The 23,842-nt window shown below is 37.6% G+C and carries 25 protein-coding genes; 15 read left to right on the top strand and 10 right to left on the bottom strand.

The features are described from left to right. Positions 1-115: 115 nt before the first annotated feature. Complete coding sequence (locus tag H9655_RS17470) at positions 116-1,603, bottom strand: peptide MFS transporter (RefSeq protein WP_191816411.1); 1,488 nt, start codon at positions 1,601-1,603, stop codon at positions 116-118. A gap of 710 nt (positions 1,604-2,313) precedes the next feature. Between H9655_RS17470 and H9655_RS17465 the strand changes: the two genes are divergently transcribed. The 6 genes from H9655_RS17465 (at position 2,314) to H9655_RS17440 (ending at position 8,063) form a co-directional block, all read left to right on the top strand. Beyond that, on the top strand, positions 2,314-3,489 hold the full coding sequence (locus tag H9655_RS17465; protein WP_191816409.1) for a ParM/StbA family protein: 1,176 nt from the start codon (positions 2,314-2,316) through the stop codon (positions 3,487-3,489). A gap of 10 nt (positions 3,490-3,499) precedes the next feature. After that, entirely contained in the window at positions 3,500-4,081 is a 582-nt protein-coding gene (locus H9655_RS17460; protein WP_191816408.1) for a hypothetical protein, read from the top strand. Between the two features lie 426 nt (positions 4,082-4,507). Next, positions 4,508-5,404: an NAD(P)/FAD-dependent oxidoreductase gene (locus H9655_RS17455; RefSeq protein ID WP_191816406.1), complete on the top strand. Its 897-nt coding sequence runs from the start codon at positions 4,508-4,510 to the stop codon at positions 5,402-5,404. 20 nt (positions 5,405-5,424) lie between these two features. Beyond that, positions 5,425-7,086: a glycoside hydrolase family 13 protein gene (locus H9655_RS17450; protein ID WP_191816403.1), complete on the top strand. Its 1,662-nt coding sequence runs from the start codon at positions 5,425-5,427 to the stop codon at positions 7,084-7,086. A gap of 38 nt (positions 7,087-7,124) precedes the next feature. After that, entirely contained in the window at positions 7,125-7,601 is a 477-nt protein-coding gene (gene ybaK / locus H9655_RS17445; protein WP_191816401.1) for a Cys-tRNA(Pro) deacylase, read from the top strand. 129 nt (positions 7,602-7,730) lie between these two features. Beyond that, positions 7,731-8,063, top strand: coding sequence for a hypothetical protein (locus H9655_RS17440; RefSeq protein WP_191816399.1), 333 nt, complete (start codon positions 7,731-7,733; stop codon positions 8,061-8,063). Between the two features lie 60 nt (positions 8,064-8,123). Here the strand turns inward: H9655_RS17440 and H9655_RS17435 are convergent, their stop codons facing one another. Next, the gene (locus H9655_RS17435) at positions 8,124-9,464 is read right to left on the bottom strand and encodes a YjiH family protein (RefSeq protein ID WP_191816397.1); all 1,341 of its coding nucleotides are present in this window, start codon (positions 9,462-9,464) and stop codon (positions 8,124-8,126) included. A 206-nt stretch (positions 9,465-9,670) separates the two neighbouring features. On the opposite strand from H9655_RS17435, the gene H9655_RS17430 reads away from it, so the two are divergent. Genes H9655_RS17430 through H9655_RS17420 form a run of 3 tightly spaced genes read left to right on the top strand, consistent with a single transcriptional unit; the run spans position 9,671 to position 12,348 of the window. Then, on the top strand, positions 9,671-10,474 hold the full coding sequence (locus H9655_RS17430) for an ABC transporter permease (RefSeq protein ID WP_191816395.1): 804 nt from the start codon (positions 9,671-9,673) through the stop codon (positions 10,472-10,474). Positions 10,475-10,476: 2 nt separating this feature from the next. Beyond that, positions 10,477-11,283, top strand: a complete 807-nt coding sequence (locus tag H9655_RS17425) for an ABC transporter permease (RefSeq protein ID WP_191816393.1) — start codon at positions 10,477-10,479, stop codon at positions 11,281-11,283. A gap of 45 nt (positions 11,284-11,328) precedes the next feature. Then, complete coding sequence (locus H9655_RS17420) at positions 11,329-12,348, top strand: ABC transporter ATP-binding protein (protein ID WP_191816391.1); 1,020 nt, start codon at positions 11,329-11,331, stop codon at positions 12,346-12,348. 34 nt (positions 12,349-12,382) lie between these two features. Here the strand turns inward: H9655_RS17420 and H9655_RS17415 are convergent, their stop codons facing one another. From H9655_RS17415 to H9655_RS17405, 3 genes are all read right to left on the bottom strand, one after another. After that, entirely contained in the window at positions 12,383-14,116 is a 1,734-nt protein-coding gene (locus H9655_RS17415) for an ABC transporter ATP-binding protein (RefSeq protein WP_191816389.1), read from the bottom strand. Beyond that, on the bottom strand, positions 14,113-14,886 hold the full coding sequence (locus H9655_RS17410) for a MerR family transcriptional regulator (RefSeq protein ID WP_191816388.1): 774 nt from the start codon (positions 14,884-14,886) through the stop codon (positions 14,113-14,115). Before H9655_RS17410 ends, H9655_RS17415 begins: the two co-directional genes overlap by 4 nt. 392 nt (positions 14,887-15,278) lie before the next feature. Beyond that, entirely contained in the window at positions 15,279-16,598 is a 1,320-nt protein-coding gene (locus H9655_RS17405) for a short-chain fatty acid transporter (protein ID WP_191816386.1), read from the bottom strand. A gap of 98 nt (positions 16,599-16,696) precedes the next feature. Between H9655_RS17405 and H9655_RS17400 the strand changes: the two genes are divergently transcribed. Both H9655_RS17400 and H9655_RS17395 read left to right on the top strand, forming a co-directional pair. Further along, positions 16,697-17,761 (top strand): PQQ-dependent sugar dehydrogenase, encoded by a 1,065-nt coding sequence (locus H9655_RS17400; protein ID WP_318245511.1) that lies wholly within the window; start codon positions 16,697-16,699, stop codon positions 17,759-17,761. A 114-nt stretch (positions 17,762-17,875) separates the two neighbouring features. After that, positions 17,876-18,385 (top strand): SRPBCC family protein, encoded by a 510-nt coding sequence (locus H9655_RS17395; RefSeq protein ID WP_191816384.1) that lies wholly within the window; start codon positions 17,876-17,878, stop codon positions 18,383-18,385. Positions 18,386-18,446: 61 nt separating this feature from the next. On the opposite strand, the gene bshB2 is transcribed toward H9655_RS17395, so the two are convergent. The 5 genes from bshB2 to H9655_RS17370 form a co-directional block, all read right to left on the bottom strand. Next, positions 18,447-19,115 carry a bacillithiol biosynthesis deacetylase BshB2 gene (gene bshB2, locus H9655_RS17390; RefSeq protein ID WP_191816382.1) on the bottom strand — a complete coding sequence of 223 codons (669 nt, stop codon included), beginning with the start codon at positions 19,113-19,115 and terminating at the stop codon, positions 18,447-18,449. Between the two features lie 21 nt (positions 19,116-19,136). Continuing rightward, positions 19,137-19,472, bottom strand: coding sequence for a YojF family protein (locus H9655_RS17385; protein ID WP_404826111.1), 336 nt, complete (start codon positions 19,470-19,472; stop codon positions 19,137-19,139). Between the two features lie 196 nt (positions 19,473-19,668). Then, a complete protein-coding gene (pdxK, locus tag H9655_RS17380) occupies positions 19,669-20,496 on the bottom strand; it encodes a pyridoxine/pyridoxal/pyridoxamine kinase (protein WP_191816378.1) in 828 nt (275 codons plus the stop codon). A gap of 105 nt (positions 20,497-20,601) precedes the next feature. Beyond that, positions 20,602-21,159 (bottom strand): peptide deformylase, encoded by a 558-nt coding sequence (gene def / locus H9655_RS17375; RefSeq protein ID WP_191816376.1) that lies wholly within the window; start codon positions 21,157-21,159, stop codon positions 20,602-20,604. Beyond that, complete coding sequence (locus H9655_RS17370; protein WP_191816374.1) at positions 21,143-21,343, bottom strand: helix-turn-helix transcriptional regulator; 201 nt, start codon at positions 21,341-21,343, stop codon at positions 21,143-21,145. The genes def and H9655_RS17370 overlap by 17 nt, the downstream gene beginning before the upstream one ends. A 154-nt stretch (positions 21,344-21,497) precedes the next feature. Between H9655_RS17370 and mobA the strand changes: the two genes are divergently transcribed. The 4 genes from mobA to H9655_RS17350 are packed head-to-tail and all read left to right on the top strand — an operon-like array spanning position 21,498 to position 23,839. Further along, complete coding sequence (gene mobA, locus H9655_RS17365; protein ID WP_191816372.1) at positions 21,498-22,094, top strand: molybdenum cofactor guanylyltransferase; 597 nt, start codon at positions 21,498-21,500, stop codon at positions 22,092-22,094. A gap of 30 nt (positions 22,095-22,124) precedes the next feature. Beyond that, positions 22,125-22,589 (top strand): molybdenum cofactor biosynthesis protein MoaE, encoded by a 465-nt coding sequence (locus tag H9655_RS17360; RefSeq protein WP_191816370.1) that lies wholly within the window; start codon positions 22,125-22,127, stop codon positions 22,587-22,589. Continuing rightward, a complete protein-coding gene (gene moaD / locus H9655_RS17355; RefSeq protein WP_191816368.1) occupies positions 22,582-22,815 on the top strand; it encodes a molybdopterin converting factor subunit 1 in 234 nt (77 codons plus the stop codon). Before H9655_RS17360 ends, moaD begins: the two co-directional genes overlap by 8 nt. A gap of 4 nt (positions 22,816-22,819) precedes the next feature. Beyond that, complete coding sequence (locus tag H9655_RS17350) at positions 22,820-23,839, top strand: thiazole biosynthesis adenylyltransferase ThiF (RefSeq protein ID WP_191816366.1); 1,020 nt, start codon at positions 22,820-22,822, stop codon at positions 23,837-23,839. The last annotated feature ends 3 nt before the right edge of the window (positions 23,840-23,842 follow it).

Genomic DNA, 23,842 nt, shown 5'->3' with positions numbered 1-23,842 from the left:
AAAGAAGAAAAATCTTTTAAAATAACAGAAAACCCCACCTTCACTTTAATGCAAAGGTGGGGTTTGTCTACGGTCTGAGATGAACCGTCGTATAGGTTCATCTTTTTTTAGAAATTTATCTAATTCCTCGCATCTTTTTCTGGATTTTTGGTGCAACCAAGAAAAGAACGATTGAAAGTACAATGGATAAACCACCAATAATACCGAAGTAAAGTACTTCTGTATCAGCTGAATAAAATCTAACCACTTGTGCATTGATAGCCTGAGCTGCTGCACTTGCTAAGAACCAAAGGCTCATTGTTTGTGCAGAGAATGCAGTAGGAGCTAGTTTTGTCGTTGCTGATAAACCAACTGGTGATAAACAAAGTTCACCAAGTACAACAATAAAATAGCTTAATACTAACCAAAGTGGGCTTACTAATGCACCTTCATCAGCAAAATATCCAGGTACAAGGATAACGATAAAAGAAAGACCTGCAAATAGTAATCCGAGAGAGAACTTTTGTGGAATCGTAGGTTGACGATCACCAAGCTTCACCCATAACCAAGCAAACATTGGTGCCAATACAATAATGAATAAAGGATTAAGAGATTGGAACCATGCTGGAGAAATAGTGATGCCCATAAATTGTAAATCCGTACGATTGTCTGCATAGCTGGCTAAGATTGTTGAACCTTGCTCTTGAATGGCCCAAAACATAACTGCTGCAATAAACAAAGGTATGTAGGCAATTAATCTTGAGCGTTCCACATCTGTCGTTTTCTCACTTTTGTACATAACAGTAAAGTAAACGATTGGAATTCCTACTCCTAAAATTCCGACAATAAAGACAAGACTGTCAAATGTTAAATATCCAGTAGGAATACCTACAGCGATTAGAATAGCAACAATAAGAGTACCTATTCCTATTTGTGTAAATACTCGTTTCTTTTCATGTGGTGCTAATGGGTTAGGCACTTGAGTTCCTGCTAGACCTAAATACTTTTTCTTAGTTACTTGGAAAGTGACTAATCCAACAAACATACCAACCGCAGCCACACCAAATCCAAGATGGAAACTTGTATCCATTAGTGAACCAACGATTAGAGGAGCAAGGAAACCACCAAGGTTAATCCCCATATAGAAAATACTGAACCCTGCATCGCGGCGACTATCGCTTTCGCTGTATATATCTCCTACGACACTTGATACATTAGGCTTTAATAACCCTGTTCCCAAAACAATTAATACCATGGATACAAAGAACATGGCAATGCTTCCAGGAATAGCTAATGCGATATGTCCAAGCATAATTAGGATTCCGCCATAGAAAATAGCTTTAGAAGTACCAAATATTCTGTCAGCGAACCAACCGCCAATGATTCCAGACATGTAAACAAGTGAACCATATATAGACATTATAGATAAAGCCGTCGTTTGACTAAGCCCTAAACCGCCTTGTGAAACTTCATAATACATGTAGAAAACAAGGATGGCTCTCATTCCGTAGTAGGAAAAGCGCTCCCAAAATTCAGTGAAAAATAGTGTGAATAAACCTTTAGGATGTCCAAAAAATCCCTTCTGAGGCACACTATCGACAATGCGTTGTTTGTCGTCAGACATTTAATTTCCTCCTTTTTTTACTTATACTATAATAATGTTTTTCAGATTTTTGTCAAATCAAAGATAAGTATAATTTGGCTATAGAAACGTATAAATATTGATTTAATGGGGTTGGCCTGCTTTTAAAAAATTATATCAAGATTATATAGATAATTAAACGATTATCTTTTGAGCGTACAAGTATATTAAATGGAACTTAATTCGAAAGTCTAATCAGAATGTTTAAATTTAATGGGATTTGGTAGTTATTTGTTTTGAAGGCCTTCTAACGGATCTGTAAATCATTGATAGTATTTTCCGCTTGAATGATTCTCATACTTTTCATTTATTCACTCTCTAACCTGTCTTATTGGCAAGATTTGTAGCGGTCCCTTTAATAGCAAATAGTGGGTAAGAAGATGGGTGTTTACATGTATTCAATTTCCGTATGCGTGTAAACGAAATAAGTATACAAGTTTACATTATTGTTTTCTTTTGACTGTTTAAATGTGTGCAAGTATGCAAAAGTGTATACATGTTGATATATAAAGATGTATGCTTTTTATGTTTTCTTGTAAACATTAAAGTATACAGGTATACGAAATTTTGCTGTTTGTTTACGTTTTTACGATTTGGTAACTTTTCTCCCTCTTTCATTGCTTATTACTTCATTCTCTATTACTCTTAAACTATTAACTCAAATATATGAGAATGAAAGGGTTGGATAAGAGATGACGAATGCAAGAATTGCGGCTGTCGATGTTGGTAATGATTCGCTTAAAGCTATTTTTGGTAAGGTAGAGAACGAGCTTAATTTACCGAATGTCGTAGCAAGAGATATTGAGGATAGACCAGTCATTGGAATTGAAGAGCTAAATAGTAAGGATCCGCTAGATGGCATACATATTCGTGTCCACTCCCCTGCTTTGAAAGAGAATAATGCAATCTATCGTGTTGGACATTTAGCAACCAAAAGTGATAACGCATCAGAGCTTGATCCAGGCAGCAGTAAATCAGAAGAAGATCAAACGTTGGTCATGTTATTTACTGCGTTAGCATTGGATGCGGTTAATGAAGAAAAGGGCGCTGCATTTAAGAGATCTGGTAATGTGGTTGATGCGAATTATTTATTAGGTACAGGACTTCCATTGAGAGAAGCAAAAGAAGGTAAGGATTCGGGTTATCGATCTAAATTAATGGGGTCTGTTCACCAAGTCGAATTTTTAATTACTCCTAAATATCAAGGGGTGAAGGTCAATATTAAATTTGATGATGTCAAAGTATATCCTGAAGGTTTTGCTGCTTTCATTAATTTGGTGATGGACAATCAATTAAATATTATTAATAAAGACTTAATAGATAAACGCATACTTATTCAAGATATTGGTGGTTTATCAACAGATATCGCAGTCATTAAAGATCGAAATGTGGATGATGATAAAGCTCAAGGCTTTAATTTAGGTGTGTCTGAATCTTTAGAAGCGATTAGAGAAGAAATAAGATCAAAACATGGTATAGAGCTTGATAGTCGCCGCGATGTAGTGGAGATTATTACAAGAAAAAACAACCGCAACCATATTATGGTTAAAGGTAGCCGCACAAGTGTACATGACATTACAGATCGTATTCTTTTAGACTTAGCGAAGAAGCAATATCGTTTATTAAGAAACGTATGGCAAAAAAATTCGCAAACTGAAATATGCTATTTTGTTGGTGGTGGCTCCATCGTCCTAAAGGATTACCTCAAAACTTTGAATAATAATTTAGATGGTTTTAACATCGACTTTTTTGAAGATGAAAAAGAAAGCATTTGGATGATGGCGAATGCCTATTATAAATTGGTTGCAGATTATGCAAGAAGATCAAATAAAGATAAGCAGGATAAGAAACCTGTTAAATCAAACTAGGTGAGTTTTGATGAAAAAACCAGCTTCTTCGGAATTGAAAAGGGGTCAGTCAATTTCATTCCGAATACCATCTGATACACCAGATTATCTACTAAAAGAGCTACAAAGGTTAAAAACAACAGAGAGAAGAAATTTTTCTAGTAAGGTTGCGGAAATTGTCCTTGCTGGAGTGAATCAAAATAAGAGTAATGAGAGAGAAGCTATTACGATTCCACTTCCGAAACATTTAACAAAGGTTCAAAAGGATTGGCTAAAACACGAGCATTCTGAGGCATTACTCGGAAGTATTGTGTATCAGCTTATTTCCGACCCGCTCAGAGCTACAGCATTATTAGCTTCCTTAAATAGTGGCTCAGCTAATATTGATGAAGCATTATATTTGCAGGAAGAATCAGGCACTCGTCCTGTTGATGAATGGCAGGAAACTGCTGCTGCGGAAGAATCTACTGACGATGCGACGTTTGAAGATGAACTAGATAGTTTCGATTGGAATCAAGCGAAGAAAAACGAACCAGAATCACATAAGAAGGAAGAAGCCGAAGAAGATATTGATGATTTATTAGGTGGTTTTTTGTCACATATGAATAAATAGCAGAAAGGTTGCCGATGTGGGCAACCTTTCTGCTATTTTTGAACCCTTTTGGGTGGGATGCGAGACGAGCCTTTTATTTCGGAACAAGTGAGAACCAAGATATGAGCAATGCAATCTAGGTATGGGTAATGAAAAAATTTCGATGTGGAAAGAATGTAAAGAATATTAGCACTTATTAACAGTTGTCCACAATAAAAAGTGGATAACTTAAAAAGGTGAAAATGATTCAAAGGAAGAAGTTAATAATAACATGGAAAGAAGCTATTAAACCAAGCGTTTGTTCGTATGTGTATAACCCTGTGTATATTTATAATTTATCCACAAGTTAATATATTTTTTGTGGATAATGAGTTTTTGTTGCCCTTTTTCATGATTTTCATCAATTTGGAAACAATACAAAGATGAAAATGAGGAGGGATGAGGCGTATGAAATACGAATGCATTATTATTGGTGGTGGGATTGCAGGATTACAGGCAGCGATTCAATTAGGTCGTTATAAACATCGAGTGTTAGTGCTTGATGACAATCAAGGGCGATCGTCCATATGTCAAAGTTATCATAATATATTAGGTTATCCTAATGGTGTGAGTGGTCCACACCTTAGAGAAATCGGCAGAGCACATGGGGAAAAATATGGTGTTCATTATCAAGATGATCGAGTAATAGACATTATGTACGAGGAAGAGGAGTTCATGATTTACACAAGAAGTAAGAAGCAATATAGAGGCATGCGATTATTACTTGCCACAGGCATCATGGATCATATTCCCCCGTATAAATCGCTCGGTCCATGTCTAGGTTTGACTGTGTACGTATGTCCAGACTGTGATGGCTATGAGGTGAAGGATAAAACAACGGTTGTGATGGGTTCTGGAAACACGGGTGCTAATATGGCATTGACGCTTGCTTATTGGACGAATTCAATTATATTCGTTAATGATGAGCAAAAAGAAGTTTGTCCACAAACTTATCAACAGTTAGAGAAATTAGGAATTGAAGTGATTGAAGAAAAAATAGCCGAGGTAATGGCTGACGGTTCATCGTTTCGCGGGGTTCGTTTGGCATCTGGACAGGTTGTAGAAGGTGAGAGAGGCTTTATTGCTTATGGTGGGAATCAAGTAAAATCGGACTTAGCAGCAAAATTAGGTGTAGAACGTTTAGGTAATCAGCATATTATAACGGATGGGCGCTCGAAAATGACGAATGTTCCTCATGTTTGGGCTGCGGGTGATGTTGTGGCTCATTCAGAACAAGTGACAATTGCCATGGGTGAAGGCTCTCAGGCGGCCATATGGATTCATAAATCATTAATTAATCGTTAGTAGAAGGTGAGGAATGGGATGTGACTTGGTGGAAAGACGCAATTGCCTATCAAATCTATCCAAGAAGCTTTCAAGATTCAAATGGAGACGGCATTGGGGATATACAAGGCATTATTCAACGTCTATCATATTTAAAGGAACTGGGCATTGATTTGATTTGGATTTGTCCGATGTATGAGTCTCCTAACGATGATAACGGCTATGACATTTCTAATTATCAGGAAATTTTAGCTGAATACGGGACAATGAATGACTTTAATCAATTATTAGAGGAAGTACATCAAAGAGGTATGCGACTAATTATTGATCTTGTTTTAAACCATACAAGTGATGAGCATGCATGGTTTATAGAGTCGAAAGCTAGCAAGGAATCGAAAAAACGAGATTGGTATATTTGGAGAAAAGGAAAAGATGGGCAAGAACCGAATAACTGGGCCAGTATATTTGGCGGCTCTGCATGGACGTATGATGAAGCAACGGGTGAATATTATTTGCATATATTCTCTAAAAAACAACCAGATTTAAACTGGGAAAACAAAGAAGTACGTCATGCATTATATGATACAGTCAATTGGTGGCTAGAAAAAGGCGTAGACGGTTTTAGAATTGATGCGATTAGTCATATTAAGAAAAGCCCGGGATTACCAGACATCCCTCCAACTAACAAAGAGACATATGTCCCCTCCTTCTCGAAGCATATGAATCAACCTGGAATACATGATTGGCTTTTAGAATTTAAAAAAGAAACGTACGGGAAGTTCCCAGTTGTTACGGTTGGGGAGGCGAATGGGGTTAGTGCAGAAGAGTCTCTTCTTTGGGTTGGCAAGGACCAAGGAAAAATGGATATGGTTTTTCAATTCGAGCACCTTGGTTTATGGGATGCAGAAGAAAAACCAATCTTAGATATCATTGATTTGAAGAAAGTATTAACGAAGTGGCAAGTTGCATTAGCTGCAGATGGTTGGAATGCCCTTTTTCTTGAAAATCATGACAAGCCGCGAATTGTCTCAACTTGGGGCAATGATAAAGAATATTGGTATGAAAGCGCAACTGCTTTAGCGTGTATGTACTTTTTTATGAAAGGTACTCCCTTTATTTATCAAGGCCAAGAAATAGGCATGACGAATGTGCACTTCGAAAAGATGTCCTCCTATCATGATATCATCACTCATCATTTATATAAGGACAAACAACAGAAAGGTTGGTCACACGAAGAGATTATGAAACTCATATGGGCTTCTTCGCGGGATAATAGCCGTACGCCTATGCAGTGGAGTTCTGATCCACACGCAGGCTTTACGGAGGGGAAACCATGGATGGAAGTAAATGAGAATTATACAAAAATCAATGTGGACTTACAAAAGAATTCGAATCATTCCGTCATGCAATTTTACAAACATATAATTACTTTAAGGAAGACTCACGCTACCTTTAGTAAGGGTGAATATAAGCTTCTTTTTCCCAATCATAAACAGGTTTTTGCTTATACAAGAGAAGATGAAGAACAGAGGTTTCTGATTCTAGTAAACCTGTCTGCTCTTACTGTGACTGTAAGTTTAAATCACCTACTTGTCAGAGAAAGTGCAGAGCTATTATTATGGAACTATCAAGCACAAGGCGATATATCGCCACCTAAGAAGGTGAAGCTTCGTCCTTATGAAGCTAGAGTTTATCGAACTTGAGCAAATACTTTTTCGTTATTTCTAGGGGATGTAGTTGAATGGCAAAAGGAAAAACAAATGCGATGCGGTTATTAGAGCAGGCGAAAGTAAGCTACGAAGTCATAACTTATGATGTTGCCGATGGAAAAATAGATGGTCTTTCAGTGGCAGAAAAAACGGGTAAATTAGGTCAAATGGTTTTTAAAACATTAGTGACAGTGGGTGCAAGTAAGCAAAACTATGTATTTGTCATTCCAGTTGATAAGGAACTGGATATGAAAAAGGCAGCTAAGGCGTCAGGTGAGAAAAAGGTTGAAATGATTCATGTGAAAGATATTCAGAAGATAACAGGCTATATTCGTGGTGGCTGTTCACCAATTGCTATGAAAAAGCAATATCCTACGTATATTGATACATCAGCAAAGGATATGAAAAGTATGATTGTTAGTGGGGGTAAATTAGGTACACAGATAGAATTAACGTTACAAGACCTCATTAAAATGACAAGTGCAGAGTTATATGAGATCGCTCAATAAATATCAGGTGCCGCAGACGAAGTTGCTGCAGGCATTTTTTTGTTTTCACCTTAAGCATTGGTGAGTTACCTGACATAAGATGATGGCAAATGGCCACTTTTCACATAAGATGTGCTTGAGGTGATTACTATGAGTCATTTTAATGTACATGAACCGAAAGGGATAAAAGGGAAACTGTTAAAAAATATGGACCTAGATACATTTCAGCAAATTCCCCCTCCGTATAAACCGCCGAAAAACATGCCGAATCTACCGGAAGAACAACCTGAATTCATTTTAAAACAAATTTGTGTGAAAGGATTATACCGTATTCACTGTATGGCGCTTAATAATGGAGAGAAACTTTGGTTTTGTCCCACTTTCATAAAGGGGCAAACGTTGTATGGTTGGAGATTTTATCGTAACCGATGGATCTTTTTAGTGATTCATCTATCAAAAATTCAATCCATTCAATGTATATAAAAACGCCACCTGAAAACACGACAGGTGGCAGAAAAAATTATTTCCCGAGAAAGAATGGATTTAAAATATAAAATGAGCAACCAATGTAATAATAGGCAGTGAAATGATAGTTCTTAGGATAAAGACTAATACTAAGTCAAAGAATGATACAGGGATTTTAGACCCTAATAACAAACCGCCAACTTCTGACATATAAATGAGCTGCGAAACAGATAGAGCAGCGATAACGAATCTAGTCAATTCACTTTCAATCCCTGCAGCCATGACAGAAGGTAAAAACATATCTGCAAACCCAACGAATAATGTTTCAGATGCAGCAGCAGCTTCTGGTAAGCCAAAGAGTTCTAATACCGGAATAAATGGCATACCTATCCAAGTAAAGATTGGTGTATATTCGGCTAAAATTAATGCGACTGTACCAAGCGCCATAACAATCGGTGCTACACCCATCCACATGTCTAAAATATTCTTAAATCCGTCAATAAAGAAGGCCTTTACGTCTCTACTTTTTCTAGCTTTGTTAAGAGCTAATTCTATTCCCCAAGAGATAGGCGTATAACCTTTAGGAATAGCTTCATCTGCTTCTTTAGCTTTCTTGTCATAATAAGTGTCCGCTTTTCTTGAAAGTGGTGGTATTCTTGGCATGATTAAGGCAGCAATAATACCTGTCGCTAGGATCGTCAAGTAGAATGGAACAAAGAATTCTCCTAATCCTACTTGTGAGATAACAACAAGACTAAAAGTAATAGACACAACAGAGAAGGTTGTACCAATAATGGCAGCCTCTTTTTTCGTGTAATATCCTTCCTCGTATTGTTTACTTGTTAATAGAACCCCAATCGTTCCATCACCAATCCAAGAGGCAACACAGTCAACTGCTGAGCGGCCCGGAAGTTTAAATAACGGTCTCATGACCTTTGTAAGTAAAGCGCCAAAGAATTCTAGTAATCCAAAGTTAACCAACAGGGGTAGAAGTAATCCTGCAAATAAAAATACGCTAAATAGCACTGGTAATAAATCAAACAGTAATAGTCCACCTGTATTTGTTGACCAAACAGCCTCAGTTCCCCACTTGAAGTAGGTTAGCACTGCAAATACGGCCCCTAAAAAACGGACAATTACCCACCCATAAGTAACATTAAATAAGTTGTTTAAGAAAGGGGTGTTTTTAAAAATATTTGGGGAAATCTTCGCTAGTACTGTCCCCAATAAAGTAAGAACGATAATAACCACCATAATTAGCGGAATATATCCAGCTAATAAATCTTGTATCCACCCAGATAAAATGGCAATAGGAATGGTTACTTCTCCGTCTACACTAATCGGAATGATAAAGAATAAAATCCCTAGTATAGAAGGTATGAGAAAGGTTAACACATCGGATAATTTATATTTACGCATCAATTGATGTCTCCTTCTAATAAAAATAAGTCAGACTACATTTTAATTCATTCTATATTAATTGCCAACCTTATACGTGAAAATGGTAGAGATGTTATTCTATTGACAATTTAAATAATTGTCAAACTAAAAGGGGTGGGTGTTAGTAAAATTATGTTAAAATGTTTGCAGATGACGTGATTTTTTAAGAAGCAGGTGGGAAGTAGATGTTCAATTATCGTTTGTATTGGACGTTTGCCAAAAAGTCTTTTCTACGTTCGGCTGTGTACCGATTTGATGTCTGGTCTAGACTCGGTTCTAATGTGATCTTTCTTTTAATGTGGGGTTCTATCTGGACAGTGTTATATGCGGGTAGAGAAGAGGCTGGTGGCGTCAGTTTTCAAGCAATGCTTACATATATAGTAGTAAGTCAATTTCTCTCAGGTGTAAACGGGGCAGGGACCCCTCTCTGGGAAATACAAGAGAAAGTGCGTACGGGTGATATTTCATTGGAATTAATGCGTCCTTTTGATGTGCCTTTACGTTATTTATTCGCAGACTTTGGCAGTGTGTTTTTCTATATGATTACTGCACTAATGCCTTTGTATATTATCTTATTTTTCTTTATGGACCTTTCAATACCAAATGATCCACTGATCTGGTTAGCTTTTTTATTTGCCGCTTTTATTGGGTTCTTAATTCGTTATTGTATTGAAATGGCCTTTGGATTATTAACTTTCTTCTTAGTTGAAACAGGCGGAGTTGAGGATATCTTTTATTTTGCGATGTCATTACTATCTGGTTCGGTTATTCCTTTGTGGTTTTTCCCAGGTTGGCTCGCAAGCTTTGCCTCATACTTACCCTTTCAAGGCATTTATTACATACCAAATGCGATTTTTATTGGTGAGATTGCAGGAAATCAAATCTTCACATCTATTGGGATTCAGTTATTTTGGGTAGTCGTTACATATATTTTTTTAAGATTAGTATGGAAAAAAGCATCGCAGAAGGTGGTTGTTCAAGGGGGATAAGTATGGCATTCATGAGGTATATTGATTTATATTTTAAACTTGTTGCTGCTGGTATAAGGGCTCAGCTGCAATACCGCTTTGCCTTCTTTATGAGGATTGTAGGGATGCTGACCTCATATGCAGGAACGGCGATAACGATGTGGGTAATGCTCTATCAGTTTCAGGAGTTAGGTACATGGAATTTTTATGAGATGTTATTCTTATTTGCGATAGCAGTGCTCTCTTGGGGATTTTGTATTATTTTATTTTTCCATTTTCGTAGTTTAGATACATATATTTTAAACGGTACATTTGATCGTTTCTTAGTGCGGCCGATTAATCCTTTCTTTCACTTTATGGCGATGAAGTTTGATGTGGCATCCTTTGGGCAGTTTATCTTTAGTATATTTATTTTTATTTGGGTAAGTGCAGAATTGCAAATTCATTGGACAATTGCTAATGTCCTGTTTTTATTTGCGGCAGTGATTGGTGGAGTCCTTATACAAGGGGGCTTGCTCGTGATTATCTCAGCTTTTGCCTTTTGGACAACAAAATCCGAGCAATTTTATTGGGTTGTGATGTACCCAGCAAGAAACTTAACGAATTATCCACTAGTCATTTATCCAAAAATGGTGCAATGGTTTATGGCGTTTGTTGTACCTTTTGGTTTTGTGAATTATTTTCCTGCAAGCGTTATCTTAGGTAAAGAAACGCCATACTTCTCAGAGAATATTGGTTATTTTTCGCCATTGGTTGGTATTGTTTTCTTCATTATTGCCTACTACATTTGGATGCTAGGGCTCAGCCGTTATAAGAGTACGGGTTCATAAAGAGCATTGAAGGTAGGCAGTCATAAACAGAGTGGAGGGTAAAGAATGGCTATCATAGAAGTAGAGCATTTGATGAAAGAATTTAAAATTGCGAAACGTGAAACCGGTTTTCTTGGTGCCATGAAAGGTCTAGTAAAACGTGAATTTCATACAAAGCATGCGGTAAAGGATATCAGTTTCACTGTCGATAAAGGAGAAATGGTCGGCTATATTGGACCTAACGGTGCGGGAAAATCGACAACGATTAAAATGTTAACGGGTATCCTCGTACCTAGTGGGGGAACGGTTAAAGTAAATGGCATCGTTCCTTATGAAAACCGTCAAGCTAATGCCAAAAATATCGGTGTGGTCTTTGGACAAAGAACGCAATTGTGGTGGGATTTGCCGACGATTGAATCATTCGAATTATTAAAGGAAATTTACCAAGTTTCGCATAGCCGCTATAAAGAAAATATGGATACATTTACGGAGATTCTTGGATTAGATGAATTCATCAATACGCCAGTAAGGCAACTTTCTTTAGGGCAGAGAATGCGTGCTGACATTGCCGCTTCCTTACTCCATGATCCTCCCATTTTATTCTTAGATGAACCGACGATTGGGTTAGATGTAGTAGCGAAAGAACGCATGCGTACATTTATAAAAGAAATCAATAAAGAACGCGATATTACGGTTATTCTAACGACCCATGATATGGAAGATATCGAGCAACTTTGTCAGCGGATGGTATTAATTGATCACGGACAGAAAGTGTATGATGGAGAAATCGCTGTAGTGAAAAATCGATTTGGAAAAATTCGGACCCTTGTCGTAGATCTAGAACAACATTCTACGCCATTGACGCTTGAAAAAGCAGAAGTATTTAAAGAAGAAACAGGTAGGTATTGGATACGCTTTAACCGAGAAGATATATCTGCTTCTGGTGTTATCACGCAAATTACACAAACACATAATATTAAAGATTTAACTGTCGAAGAGCCTGAGATTGAATCGATTATTAGTCGTATTTATCAGGAAGGCTTTGACGGTGTTGAGCAACCTATTCCTGTTAAAAGTGGGTCATAAAAGAAGCTGAGTAGAGGTATGCTCCTCTCTCAGCTTAAGTTTGACTGATATTTAATTGCTTTGTAGCGAGTTGTTCGTATAAAGAGTGTGATTGAAGCAATTCAGCATGTGTCCCTTTTCCTGTGATTTTTCCATTTTCGAGAACGATAATTTGGTCGGCATCAATGATAGTTGACAGTCTATGGGCAATGACAAGTGTTGTTCGGCCTCTCATTAAATTTTGCAGAGCCGATTGTACGAGTTGTTCTGAGGAACTATCAAGATTCGATGTGGCTTCATCTAATAAAAGGATTTTCGGGTCACGAATAATGGCTCTAGCAATGGCAATGCGTTGACGTTGTCCACCAGAGAGTTTAATTCCTCGCTCACCAACATCGGTGTTTAAACCATTCGGCAATCTCTCGATGAACTCTGCTGCATGGGCTTGTGTAGTTGCTTGCAGTAATTCCTCTTCACTAATCTCTTTTTTCGTGCCATAGGTTAAGTTTTCTCGAATTGTTCCAGACATCAGTGGGCTTTCTTGAGAAACATAACCAATTTGTGCCCGCCAATTTTCAATAGCATACTCGTCAGCTGGCTTACCGTTTAATAAAATACTGCCATCATTAGGTTCATAAAAGCGTTCAAGTAGGGCGAATAAGGTTGTTTTACCGCTACCACTTGGACCGACAAATGCCGTCGTTTTTCCAGCTGGTATGTGTAAATTGATATCCTTAATGATCTTGTCATCTTTATATGAGAATTGGAGTTGGTTAAAGGTAATTTCCTCTGGATGGATTGCACCTTTTGTTCCTTCATTCATTTTTTCAGTAGGTGTATTTAACATATCCTGAATTCTTTCTGTTGCACCCATTGCTTTTTGATAAGCAGTAAAGAAAGAAGCCATTTGGGTAAATGGAACAACAATTTGGAACATATAAATGATAATAGCTACCAATGAGCCGGCAGATAGTTCTCCTGAAGCGACTCGTACCCCGCCATATCCAATGAGGACAACAAGAACAAACATCATAATAAATGTCATAAATGGTGAGACGACTGCTTGAATTTTTGCTTCTTTCAAACCAAATTGGAATAAGTGCTGAATGTTCTTATTCCCTTTTTCAATCTCCGTTTTTTCGGCTTGATACGCCTTTACAAGTCGAATGTCAGATAAGACCCGACCGAGGTTGCTCGAAAAATCAGCCATTTGATCTTGGGTAGATAGAGATACTTTATATATTTTTTGCCCGAGTGGCATGATAATAATGACTGCTAATGGAACAGCAATAAGCATAATAAGTGTCATTCGCCAGTCAATCATTAGTAGAATAATAATTGCCCCAATGATTGAGATCATTCCCGTAATAAAAGTAATAATATGTTGTGTAATCAAAGATTTTACTATATTTGTATCTTGTGTGATTCGACTCATTGTTTCTCCTGATTGATGCTTATCGAAGAAAGGGATTGGGAGGTGGATAGAATGTTCCCACAGTTTTCTTCGTAATGAAGCGACCATTCTTTCTCCAATATAAGTCATTAAATAAAAGGAAAAACCGGAGGCAATTGTTTGGATGATGAACGCGCCCCCTAATAATGCGATGAGCGATAGTTCAAGGCGAGATGTAGCTAACTGGTCGACCATATTAGCTGTAAATAATGGAACGACCAACCCTGCTGCGGTTTCAAGTAGGCTGAGTAGCAGTGCAACAATGATAATCCACTTTGGTACTTTTGCGCCTTTTAATAATGACCACAGACTAGCCGTTTTCTTTTTTGTTTTCAATTTGTTTCATTCCCTTCTTTTCTAGATAAATGGAGATAGCCTGAGCAAGCCATTCTTCTTCTTCCGCCGTAAATGGAGAGGGGAAAAGAACAGGAGCTTTCAGCGAGATGGTGATCAATATCTTCATTTACTTCTGTTATGTGGTGGATGAAACCCTCAATATTAGGATAAAGCTCATAGAGGATATCCCAAATGGCTGCAATCACTGTTTGGACATGCTCATCCTCATAATCGGTACCCACTAACTTTTTTACGTTTGCAAATTCTTTAGCGACTCGTTTGTTTAATTGTTGTTGTTTCTCATCAGAAATATTGTAGATATCTTGAATCATATTCTCGGGGATAAAATTCCTCATCCATTCTTTATGCTCTGTCTCCATTTGAATGGAGTTAATGAGCATAATAAAAATATTGGGATCAACTGTTTGATTTTCTTCTAAAATCGAAAGAGCATGGTCTAACGTTTTAATCATGTGATTAATTTGCTGTCTTTTGATAATGAGCTCTTCTTGTTGAAACGACAGAGATTGCCGCAGATCCCACTCAGTGTTGTTGAGAAGCTCCTGTATTTTATCTAATGGATAACCCAAATATTTTAACGTAACAATCTTTTGCATTGTTAATATTTCGTTTGTGGAATAATATCTATCACCTGTTTTACTCGTGCATGCCGGCTTTAATAAGCCAATCTCATCATAATAATGCAATGTACGAATAGTCGTATTTGTTTTCTTAGCGAATTCTCCAATACGATAATAATCATTTGTCATAAGAGCCCTCCTTATGTAATATTATAAAACCTCACGTTACGTTAGATACAATGGTAAAAATAAAAAAACTTTTAGATCGGTTAAATATGACAATCGCCTCTATTCGGTGTTGCTCATAATAATAAACTGCTGAACTAAATAAAAAAAACAGTAAATGGGTTGTTAAAAACATACTTTGATCTAACTTATTTGTGAGAGGAGGACAAGCACATCAGATAAGTGTAGAAGTTATATAGATACAAGTGGCAGTTAAAAGGGAATGTACGAATAGGACCGGGGTATTTGGACTATGGCAAATCACCAAGAATAGCTAAAACCCTACCAAATTATCACTCAGTCTGAAGCGATACATGACGAATAGCTTCAGACTGGTGCACCGTAAAGTGGCTCTCTTATAAAAGTAAGAAACCTAAAGAAATAATAATCCCACTAGCAATTAACGTAAGGACACAAAAGCCCATAATATCTTTTGCTTTTAGGCCTGCGATGGCAAGAGCGGGTAATGCCCAAAATGGTTGTATTAAGTTCGTCCAAGCATCTCCCCATGCTACCGCCATTGCGATTTTAGGAATGGAAACATCCAATGCGATCGCTGCATCTAACATAACAGGAGCTTGCACAGCCCATTGCCCACCACCAGAAGGTATAAATATATTGACAAGACCTGCACTTAAGAAGGTGAATAATGGTAATGTATGTTCGTTAGAAATGGAAACAAATCCATTGGATATTACAGCCGCTAGGCCAGAAGCTGTCATCATACCAATAATGCCTGCATAGAACGGAAATTGAATAATAATGCCACTGCCACCTTTTACAGCATTCGTAACTGCTTGTAAGAAGTGACGAGGGGTGCGGTGAAAGAGAATGCCAAGAAATAGAAAAAGAAAGTTTACAATATCTAAATTTAGGGCAAAACCATTAGTAACGAAATAATAAAATAAGAAGATTAAGCCCATCACACCGATAAGTAAAGACAGTAACTGACTATTCTCTAATCTCTCTGCTGGTGTCATGGAATCCTTTTCTAATGTTGCTGCAGGTAAATCTTCTTTTAATAGCGCTGGGTCAACCGTAACTGTATCATCTTTAGCTGGAAGCATGAATCGATTCACAATGGGTAAAACAATAAAAAGAGCGATAGTGATAATTAAGTTAAATGATGAAAAGATGGTTTCGCTTGTTGGAATAATTCCAATCAAATCTTCGGAAAAATGCCCTGGAGTGGCAATTGTTAGCGGTGTTGATCCTGATAAACCACCATGCCAAATAACAAAGCCTGAGTAAGCGCTTGCGATTAATAGCCGGTAATCGACTCCTTTCACATGGCGTGCTAACTCTTTGGCAAATAAAGCACCAATAACTAATCCAAACCCCCAGTTAATCCAACTGGCAAGTAAAGATATGATTGTTACAATAATAACCGCTTGCCCAGGTGTTTTTGCTTTGGAAGCTAGTGCACTTAATCCAGCTTTGAATATAGCACTACTGGCTAAAACATGACCGGTAATTAATACGAGTACCATCTGCATGGCAAAAGATAATAATCCCCAGAATCCTTCACCCCAGAATTGTACCATTTGATACGGACCACTATCAGTAAATATGAGCCCTAGTGCAAACACTAAAAATGTTAAAATGATAACAAATAGAAATGGGTCTGGTAAGTATCTTTGCATTAAGCGATTAAAAAAGTTAACAATTAATTTCATCTATCATTCCCCCTTTTGATAGAATTTTATCATATATTCTGAAAATTATTACTTTAATATAACAAGCTTTTAAAAAATAAAAGAAGGGTGTAGATCTAGTGAAGAAATTGACTATTTTATTTGTTGCAAGTTTCCTACTTATGCTCATGGGCTGTCAATCTAACAATGAAATGGATGAAGAACCAGAAACCGTAGATGTATCAAATCAACAAAAGGTAGAAGTGGTGGCAGAAGACCTCGATATCCCTTGGTCAATTAATAAGCGCGATGACGTGTTTTATTTATCCGAAAGAGCAGGTTCAATTGCTAAAGTTGAAAGGGGAGAAGTCACTCGTCAACAAGTAGAATTAGAGAAGTCATTATCAACAGCACAAGAAGCAGGCTTGCTTGGGTTTGTATTAATTGATGATGGTACAAAAGGGATTGCTTATTATACATATGAGGACGATGGTCAACCCCTTAATCGTGTCGTCACATTATCATTGGATGATCAAAAACAAGTGTGGGTGGAAACGGATTTGCTGATAGATGAAATTCCTAGTGGCGCTTTCCACCATGGAGGAAGACTAGCGATTGGTCCAGATGATAAATTATATGTTACTACAGGAGATGCGACAAAACCTGAACTTGCACAAGATCAAAATTCGTTAGCAGGGAAGATCTTACGGATGAATAAAGATGGTAGTATTCCGGAAGATAATCCTTCAAAAGAATCTTACATTTATAGCTATGGTCATCGTAACCCTCAAGGTTTGGCATGGACAGATAAGGGAGAACTGTACGCAAGTGAGCATGGCCCAACGGCAAATGATGAGATTAATAAAATAACAGCTCAAGGGAATTATGGTTGGCCAGAAATTACGGGCACAGAGGCAAAAGAAGGAATGATTCCTCCACTCGTCACCTCTGGAGATGATACAACCTGGGCACCATCCGGTATTGCTTATGCAGATCATAATCTTTATATAGCAAGTTTAAGAGGTACCGCAGTCATGCAGTTAAATTTAGAGACGAATGAAATGTCTACTTTAGTAAGTGACGTAGGAAGAGTAAGAGATGTTTTTGTCGATGGAGATGTTCTGTATTTTATCAGTAATAATAGAGATGGCCGTGGCAATCCGGCTGAACAGGATGATCGATTATATCGATTAAAAATAAAATAAGCAGCAAAATACGCTAGCAGCAGTTAATTTCCTATTCGTCTAAGATGACAGCGACCCTAACTTTATGGTAAGAATGAATGTAGATAGTTAACGAATGGAGTTGTAGAAAAAATAATGTCTGACTTTCGCACAACCGTAATTATTCATAAACCAGTTGCAGAAGTATTCTCCTATATGGTCGATATAGATAATATTCATGAGATCATGCCACTTGTAGTAAAAAGAGAAAAGATCGATGACGGGCCATTAGCTGTTGGTACAAAACTGAGGGAAACAAGAAGAGTTCGCGCTTCAGATATCACTTCTGAAATCGAAGTATTAGCATATGAAACAAATAAAGTATTTGCAACCCGTTCCAATTCCAACGGTTTGATTGCAGAATACTATTATCGTTTCGATGAAGTGGATGAAGGTACACAGGTTGATTTAGAAGCGAATATTAAAACAACCGGATTTAAAATGAAGCTTCTGCGTAAATTTTTAGTGAACATGGTTCATCGTGAAGATGGCTATCAATTAACAAATTTGAAAAATATACTTGAGGGTACGAAAGAAGTATCTGATGAAGATGTCTCCAAAGAAGGCGAACAGATAGAAGAAACTACAGAAAATCAAACAAAATAAGCTTTCAAAAGAAAACAGAACTCCCAACGGTTTGGAAGTTCTGTTTTTTTAAATGTATTGATTAATCAAATTGATAGGTCCAAAAGCGTTCTTGGTTGATTCTTGCCATAACAGCAGGATCCTGTTTCTTAAGGCTTTCTTCCATTTCCTTAATCATTAATTGTGTTTGTGAGACATGGGCTTTTAATGTATTCAATTTAATATCAGCGACTTCTGTTACATCATGAACAATATCTGCCGCACCGATTTCTTCCTCACAATTGTTAGAAAACGCAACGCAATATACCTTTGGGCGTTGTTGCTCTGGAAGGTTTTTGACGGCATGAATGACTGCCGCACCTGTGGCATCATGATCTGGATGCACAGCATAACCGGGGTAGAATGTAATGATCAAAGATGGGTTTAGTTCTTTTATGAGTTCACCCATATGTTGTGCTAGTTTATCTTCTGGTTCAAATTCAACCGTTTTATCGCGATAACCAAGCATTCTCAGGTCAGTTATGCCCATCGCTTTCGCTGCATTTTGAAGCTCTTGTTTTCGAATATGGGGCAAGGATTCTCTTGTCGCAAAAGGGGGATCGCCCATATTCCTACCCATTTCACCCAGTGTTAAGCATGCGTAAGTTACAGGTGTGCCATTTTGAATATGCTTGGCAATCGTACCAGAAACACCAAATGCCTCATCATCTGGATGAGGAAAAATAACAAGTACTTGTCTTTCTTTTTCCATCACTCTTCCTCCTTCCACTATTTATTCAAATGGTGTTTCGCTAATTTCTAAAGAAACCGCTAATTTACCATTAAAATCATGACCAGCCATTAATAAGCGATCATGTTCATCTATTTCATAATGGGTAATGCCCTCCGCATATACCCAACCGATGTCAGTTTTTAACCCGATTCGATAAGGTCCGTTTCCGGCGATTTTACTATGAATGTATTTTAGTTTGGCGTTACGAATATAGGCACCTGATGAAAAGAAAGTCTCATCAAAGTGTGAAGCATAAGCACCGTTTGTTGTTTCAAGGTGGACATAAACGTCCTTATTCGCACGTTCATCCAAAGCCAGTTGTACTTGTTCTTTCATGACGATATCCAATTGAATTCCCCCTTTCCAAAAGCATTCCTATATAATTTGTCAAAATGAGATTTATGCTATCCATTTGATTCTTTTATTTTACTAAAAATAAAATGGTTTTGCATAATAGGTGACTCAGGACGAAAGATGTTTAAAATAGAAAAAGGAGAATGCTCACTCGAGAGACATTCTCCTAAAGATCTATTTATTGTTTAACCTTCGTACGGTCCGCTCCAAAAGTACGGTAAGCACCGTGCATTGTTGGTCCAACATATTCATTTAGTTTGAATCCGTGTGTAATGGCTGCAGTGATAAAATCTTTGGCTACATCAATTGCTTCTGTTACCGATTTGCCTTTTGCTAGTTCAGCAGTGATTGCACTTGAGAATGTGCATCCTGCCCCATGAATGTAAGGCGTATTAATCAGTTCAGCCTGTAAGATTGTGAAATTTTCCCCATCAAATAAAAGGTCGATGGCTTTATCAGATTGAAGCTTACTGCCACCTTTAATGATGACATATTTCGGTCCTAGTGCATGGATCTTTTCTGCCGCATTTTTCATTTCTTCAATTGTTTTGATCGGTTTCACTTGTGCAAGTTGTGATGCTTCAAAAAGATTTGGTGTCACAACAGTGGCTAGAGGAACGAGTACCTCACGAAGGGCATCCGCTGTTTCTGGATGTAGTACTTCATCTTCGCCTTTACATACCATAACTGGGTCGATAACGGCTGGAACGCCACTCTCTTTAATTGTTTTCGCAGCTGTTTCAATAATTTCCACTGAACCAAGCATACCCGTTTTCATTGCATCTATGCCAACAGAAAGGATGGTTTCAATTTGAGCTTCTAATGTACTAATTTCAATTGGAAAAACATTATGATGCCAGTCGTTTTTAGGGTCCATTGTTACAATAGTAGTAAGTGCTGACATTCCGTACACACCAAGCTCTTGGAAAGTTTTCAAATCAGCTTGAATCCCCGCACCACCGCTAGAATCTGATCCAGCTATTGTTAAGACTTTTTTCATAGTCATCTGACGTTTCCTCCCTGAAGTGATTGTTAGACATACTTTTTTATCATCATTATAACAATTATTTTAAAAATGTATATGGTCTCTATTTTAATATAGTGAATCCTGTTAAATTTTATTTATAATTGGTTGATTTTTATCAATTCGGTCATAAAACATAATACCGTTTAAATGATCGATCTCATGTTGCATGAGAATAGAGGCAAATCCTTTAAAGGAGAGCGTGACTTCCTCACCTTTTTCATTATACGCTCGAACTTTAATTTTTTCATAGCGTGGCACTTGGCCGAACACTTCGCGATTAACTGATAAGCAGCCTTCTCCTTCTGGAATACAAATAATCTTTGTTGAATGACTGATAATCTTTGGGTTAATCAATTGGTATTCATACGATTGTCCTTTTTCATCTTCATATTTTGCAGCGAACATTCGTTTAGCAATGCCAACTTGATTGGCTGATAAACCAGTACCAGGGCGTAATTTGTATTTCTTAGCTAACTTCTCATCTTGGCTATTTCGTAAGTATACAAGCATCGCCTGTAACTCTGCTAAATCTTCCTCAGTTGCCGGTAAACTTAAATCCTCTATTGGTTGATGAAGAATGTCATGTTTTTCATCGACAAAATCTTTCATGGTGATGATTGTATCTTTAGTAAATTTCCTCATAATTAAAAACCTCTTCTACATTTGTCTTTAATGCCCTTGCAATTTTGAAGGCAAGCGCTAAAGTCGGATCATATTTATCGTTTTCAATACAATTAATGGTCTGCCTACTAACATTGCATTCTTTTGCTAATGCCTCTTGTGTTAATTTCAGCTGTATTCTAAGCGGTTTTATCTTGTTTTTCAAATCGTAGTCCTGCCTCTCTTGTCAAAGGTTTTGGACATTGTTTAAATTAACAAACATTTTCACGTTTGTCTATCTTTCAGTTTTATCCATTGCATAGCTTTCGAAAAATCGCTTTAATGGTATATATAATGTGAATGGTGAAAAAGGTGGTAATATGCAGAGTACCGGAATTATTTTAGCAGGTGGCAAGTCAAGTAGGATGGGGGAAAATAAGGCTTTGCTAGCGTTCAATGGGGAAACAGTAATCGAACGCCTAGTAAAGGAGTTACAAGCTGTAACGAATGATATTCTTATTGTAACAAATACACCAGAAGATTATCATTTTCTCTCTGTTAAGAAGGTGAGTGATCGCTACCCTAATAAAGGTCCGTTAGCAGGCATTGAATCTGGACTATATCACTCTACAAATGATAGCAATATTATCGTTGCCTGTGATATGCCTTTTGTTACTGCTGAAACATTGGAATGGCTTTTAAGCAATCTCGAAGGTTATTCAGCTGTTATCCCGGAGGTGAATGGTCAAATTCATCCACTTCTTGCTGTCTACCATAAGAAAGTAAGGGAAATAGCAGAGAAATGTATAGAGGCAAATGATTTGAAGCTACAGATTTTCTTAAATCAGTTGAAGGTAAAAAAAGTAACAGAAGAAGATGTGACCGCACGTAGTCTAGTCCCTTTTGAACAAAGCTTCTTTAACATGAATGACCCAAGTGATTGGAGGAAAGCGATACAAATTTCTAGTAAGAATTGATAAAATAGAACTTAGATGCGGGGTGTTAAAATGAAGTTTGGAATTTCAAAAGAGCCAATCAATATCCAAGAAGTAATTGATCATGTCGTACAAAGAAACGCAGGTGCTATTACGACGTTCATTGGTACAGTAAGAGAATTAACTAAAGGTAAGAAGACTTTGTTTTTAATATATGAGGCATATGAAAGTATGGCTGTAAAAAAGCTTGAACAAATTGGCACAGAAATTCGGGAGAGATGGCAAGGAGCCGAAGTAGCAATTGTGCATAGAGTGGGTAAATTAGATATAACTGACGTTGCTGTTGTTATTGCTGTCTCAACACCTCATCGTGCCGATGCTTATGAAGCAAACCGATATGCCATTGAACGCATTAAAGAAATTGTACCCATTTGGAAAAAAGAGCATTGGGAAGATGGACAAGAATGGATTGGAGACCAATTAGAAAAAGTATCTTATCCTGAAGGGAAACCGGAGGCGAAACATTTAGATGAATAATGTATTGTTTTTTGCTCATTTAAAGGATGAAGTCGGTGCAGAAAGTTTACAAATAGAGGCGAAAGGTAAGACCGTATTAGCGTTAAAACAAGAAGTACATGAAACGTATGGTTTATCATCATTCAATAGTGTCATGACGGCGATCAACGAAGAATTTGCTGAAGATGATGATGTGATTCAAGAAGGGGATACGATTGCCTTTATACCGCCAGTTAGTGGAGGCTAATCACATGGATGATAGATACTCTAGGCAATTATTATTTTCTCCTATTGGTGAAAAAGGGCAATCACTCATTGGGCGTAAGCATGTTTTAATGATAGGGGCGGGGGCACTTGGTTCTGGCAATGCTGAAGTGTTAGTTCGCTCGGGTGTAGGCAAGTTAACCATCATTGACCGCGACTACGTAGAGGCAAGTAATCTCCAAAGACAACAGCTTTATACGGAAGAGGATGTAAAAGAAAAGTTACCTAAAGCTATTGCTGCTAAGAAGAGATTAATGGCGATTAATTCAGAAGTTGAAGTGGTGGCGATGGTAGCTGATGCTGTGCCGTCCTTGTTAGAAGATCTCGTAAGTGAAGTTGATTTAATTCTTGATGCGACAGATAATTTTGAAACGCGAATGCTCTTAAATGATATATCACAAAAATATCAGATTCCCTGGATTTACGGGGCTTGTGTCGGCAGCTTTGGCATGAGTTTAACCATTATTCCTGGAGTGACACCCTGTCTGCATTGCTTGTTGAAGAAGATTCCTATTCAAGGTATGACCTGTGATACAGGTGGAATTATAGCTCCTGCTGTGCAAATGGTTATCGCTCATCAAACCGCAGAAGCACTCAAGATATTAGTAGGTGACTTAGATGCCATTCGCACGACTTTTACAAGCTTTGACATGTGGCGAAATCAATATTCGAATATAAAGGTTGCTAAAATAAAGGATACAGGGTGCTTATCATGTGGTGAGGCCCCAACTTATCCGTTTCTCCAACAAGAAAACTTAACAAAGACGACGGTACTTTGTGGAAGAGATACCGTGCAAGTGAGGCCATCAACTGTCCAGCAATTAGACTTGCAAAGGCTATCTCAACAAATGAAGGGGTCGGGCTATGAGACGAAAGGCAACCCGTACCTTTTGTCAATTGATCTGAAGCCGGAAAGAGTGGTCATCTTCCAAGATGGACGAGCGCTCATACACGGAACAAAAGATCTGGCACAAGCACGATCCATCTACCAAAAATTATTAGGATAATAA

The organism is Cytobacillus stercorigallinarum (assembly GCF_014836495.1).
Taxonomy (GTDB): domain Bacteria; phylum Bacillota; class Bacilli; order Bacillales; family Cytobacillaceae; genus Cytobacillus; species Cytobacillus stercorigallinarum.
This window is presented reverse-complemented; position numbering and strand designations above follow the sequence as displayed.

What these genes read in the sequence shown, in the direction of transcription:
- H9655_RS17470 (WP_191816411.1), bottom strand. Translation starts at nt 1,603, where the DNA reads ATGTCTGACGACAAACAACGCATTGTCGATAGTGTGCCTCAGAAGGGA.
- H9655_RS17465 (WP_191816409.1), top strand. Translation starts at nt 2,314, where the DNA reads ATGACGAATGCAAGAATTGCGGCTGTCGATGTTGGTAATGATTCGCTT.
- H9655_RS17460 (WP_191816408.1), top strand. Translation starts at nt 3,500, where the DNA reads ATGAAAAAACCAGCTTCTTCGGAATTGAAAAGGGGTCAGTCAATTTCA.
- H9655_RS17455 (WP_191816406.1), top strand. Translation starts at nt 4,508, where the DNA reads ATGAAATACGAATGCATTATTATTGGTGGTGGGATTGCAGGATTACAG.
- ybaK (WP_191816401.1), top strand. Translation starts at nt 7,125, where the DNA reads ATGGCAAAAGGAAAAACAAATGCGATGCGGTTATTAGAGCAGGCGAAA.
- H9655_RS17440 (WP_191816399.1), top strand. Translation starts at nt 7,731, where the DNA reads ATGAGTCATTTTAATGTACATGAACCGAAAGGGATAAAAGGGAAACTG.
- H9655_RS17435 (WP_191816397.1), bottom strand. Translation starts at nt 9,464, where the DNA reads ATGCGTAAATATAAATTATCCGATGTGTTAACCTTTCTCATACCTTCT.
- H9655_RS17430 (WP_191816395.1), top strand. Translation starts at nt 9,671, where the DNA reads ATGTTCAATTATCGTTTGTATTGGACGTTTGCCAAAAAGTCTTTTCTA.
- H9655_RS17425 (WP_191816393.1), top strand. Translation starts at nt 10,477, where the DNA reads ATGGCATTCATGAGGTATATTGATTTATATTTTAAACTTGTTGCTGCT.
- H9655_RS17420 (WP_191816391.1), top strand. Translation starts at nt 11,329, where the DNA reads ATGGCTATCATAGAAGTAGAGCATTTGATGAAAGAATTTAAAATTGCG.
- H9655_RS17410 (WP_191816388.1), bottom strand. Translation starts at nt 14,886, where the DNA reads ATGACAAATGATTATTATCGTATTGGAGAATTCGCTAAGAAAACAAAT.
- H9655_RS17405 (WP_191816386.1), bottom strand. Translation starts at nt 16,598, where the DNA reads ATGAAATTAATTGTTAACTTTTTTAATCGCTTAATGCAAAGATACTTA.
- H9655_RS17395 (WP_191816384.1), top strand. Translation starts at nt 17,876, where the DNA reads ATGTCTGACTTTCGCACAACCGTAATTATTCATAAACCAGTTGCAGAA.
- bshB2 (WP_191816382.1), bottom strand. Translation starts at nt 19,115, where the DNA reads ATGGAAAAAGAAAGACAAGTACTTGTTATTTTTCCTCATCCAGATGAT.
- H9655_RS17385 (WP_404826111.1), bottom strand. Translation starts at nt 19,472, where the DNA reads ATGAAAGAACAAGTACAACTGGCTTTGGATGAACGTGCGAATAAGGAC.
- pdxK (WP_191816378.1), bottom strand. Translation starts at nt 20,496, where the DNA reads ATGACTATGAAAAAAGTCTTAACAATAGCTGGATCAGATTCTAGCGGT.
- def (WP_191816376.1), bottom strand. Translation starts at nt 21,159, where the DNA reads ATGAGGAAATTTACTAAAGATACAATCATCACCATGAAAGATTTTGTC.
- mobA (WP_191816372.1), top strand. Translation starts at nt 21,498, where the DNA reads ATGCAGAGTACCGGAATTATTTTAGCAGGTGGCAAGTCAAGTAGGATG.
- H9655_RS17360 (WP_191816370.1), top strand. Translation starts at nt 22,125, where the DNA reads ATGAAGTTTGGAATTTCAAAAGAGCCAATCAATATCCAAGAAGTAATT.
- moaD (WP_191816368.1), top strand. Translation starts at nt 22,582, where the DNA reads ATGAATAATGTATTGTTTTTTGCTCATTTAAAGGATGAAGTCGGTGCA.
- H9655_RS17350 (WP_191816366.1), top strand. Translation starts at nt 22,820, where the DNA reads ATGGATGATAGATACTCTAGGCAATTATTATTTTCTCCTATTGGTGAA.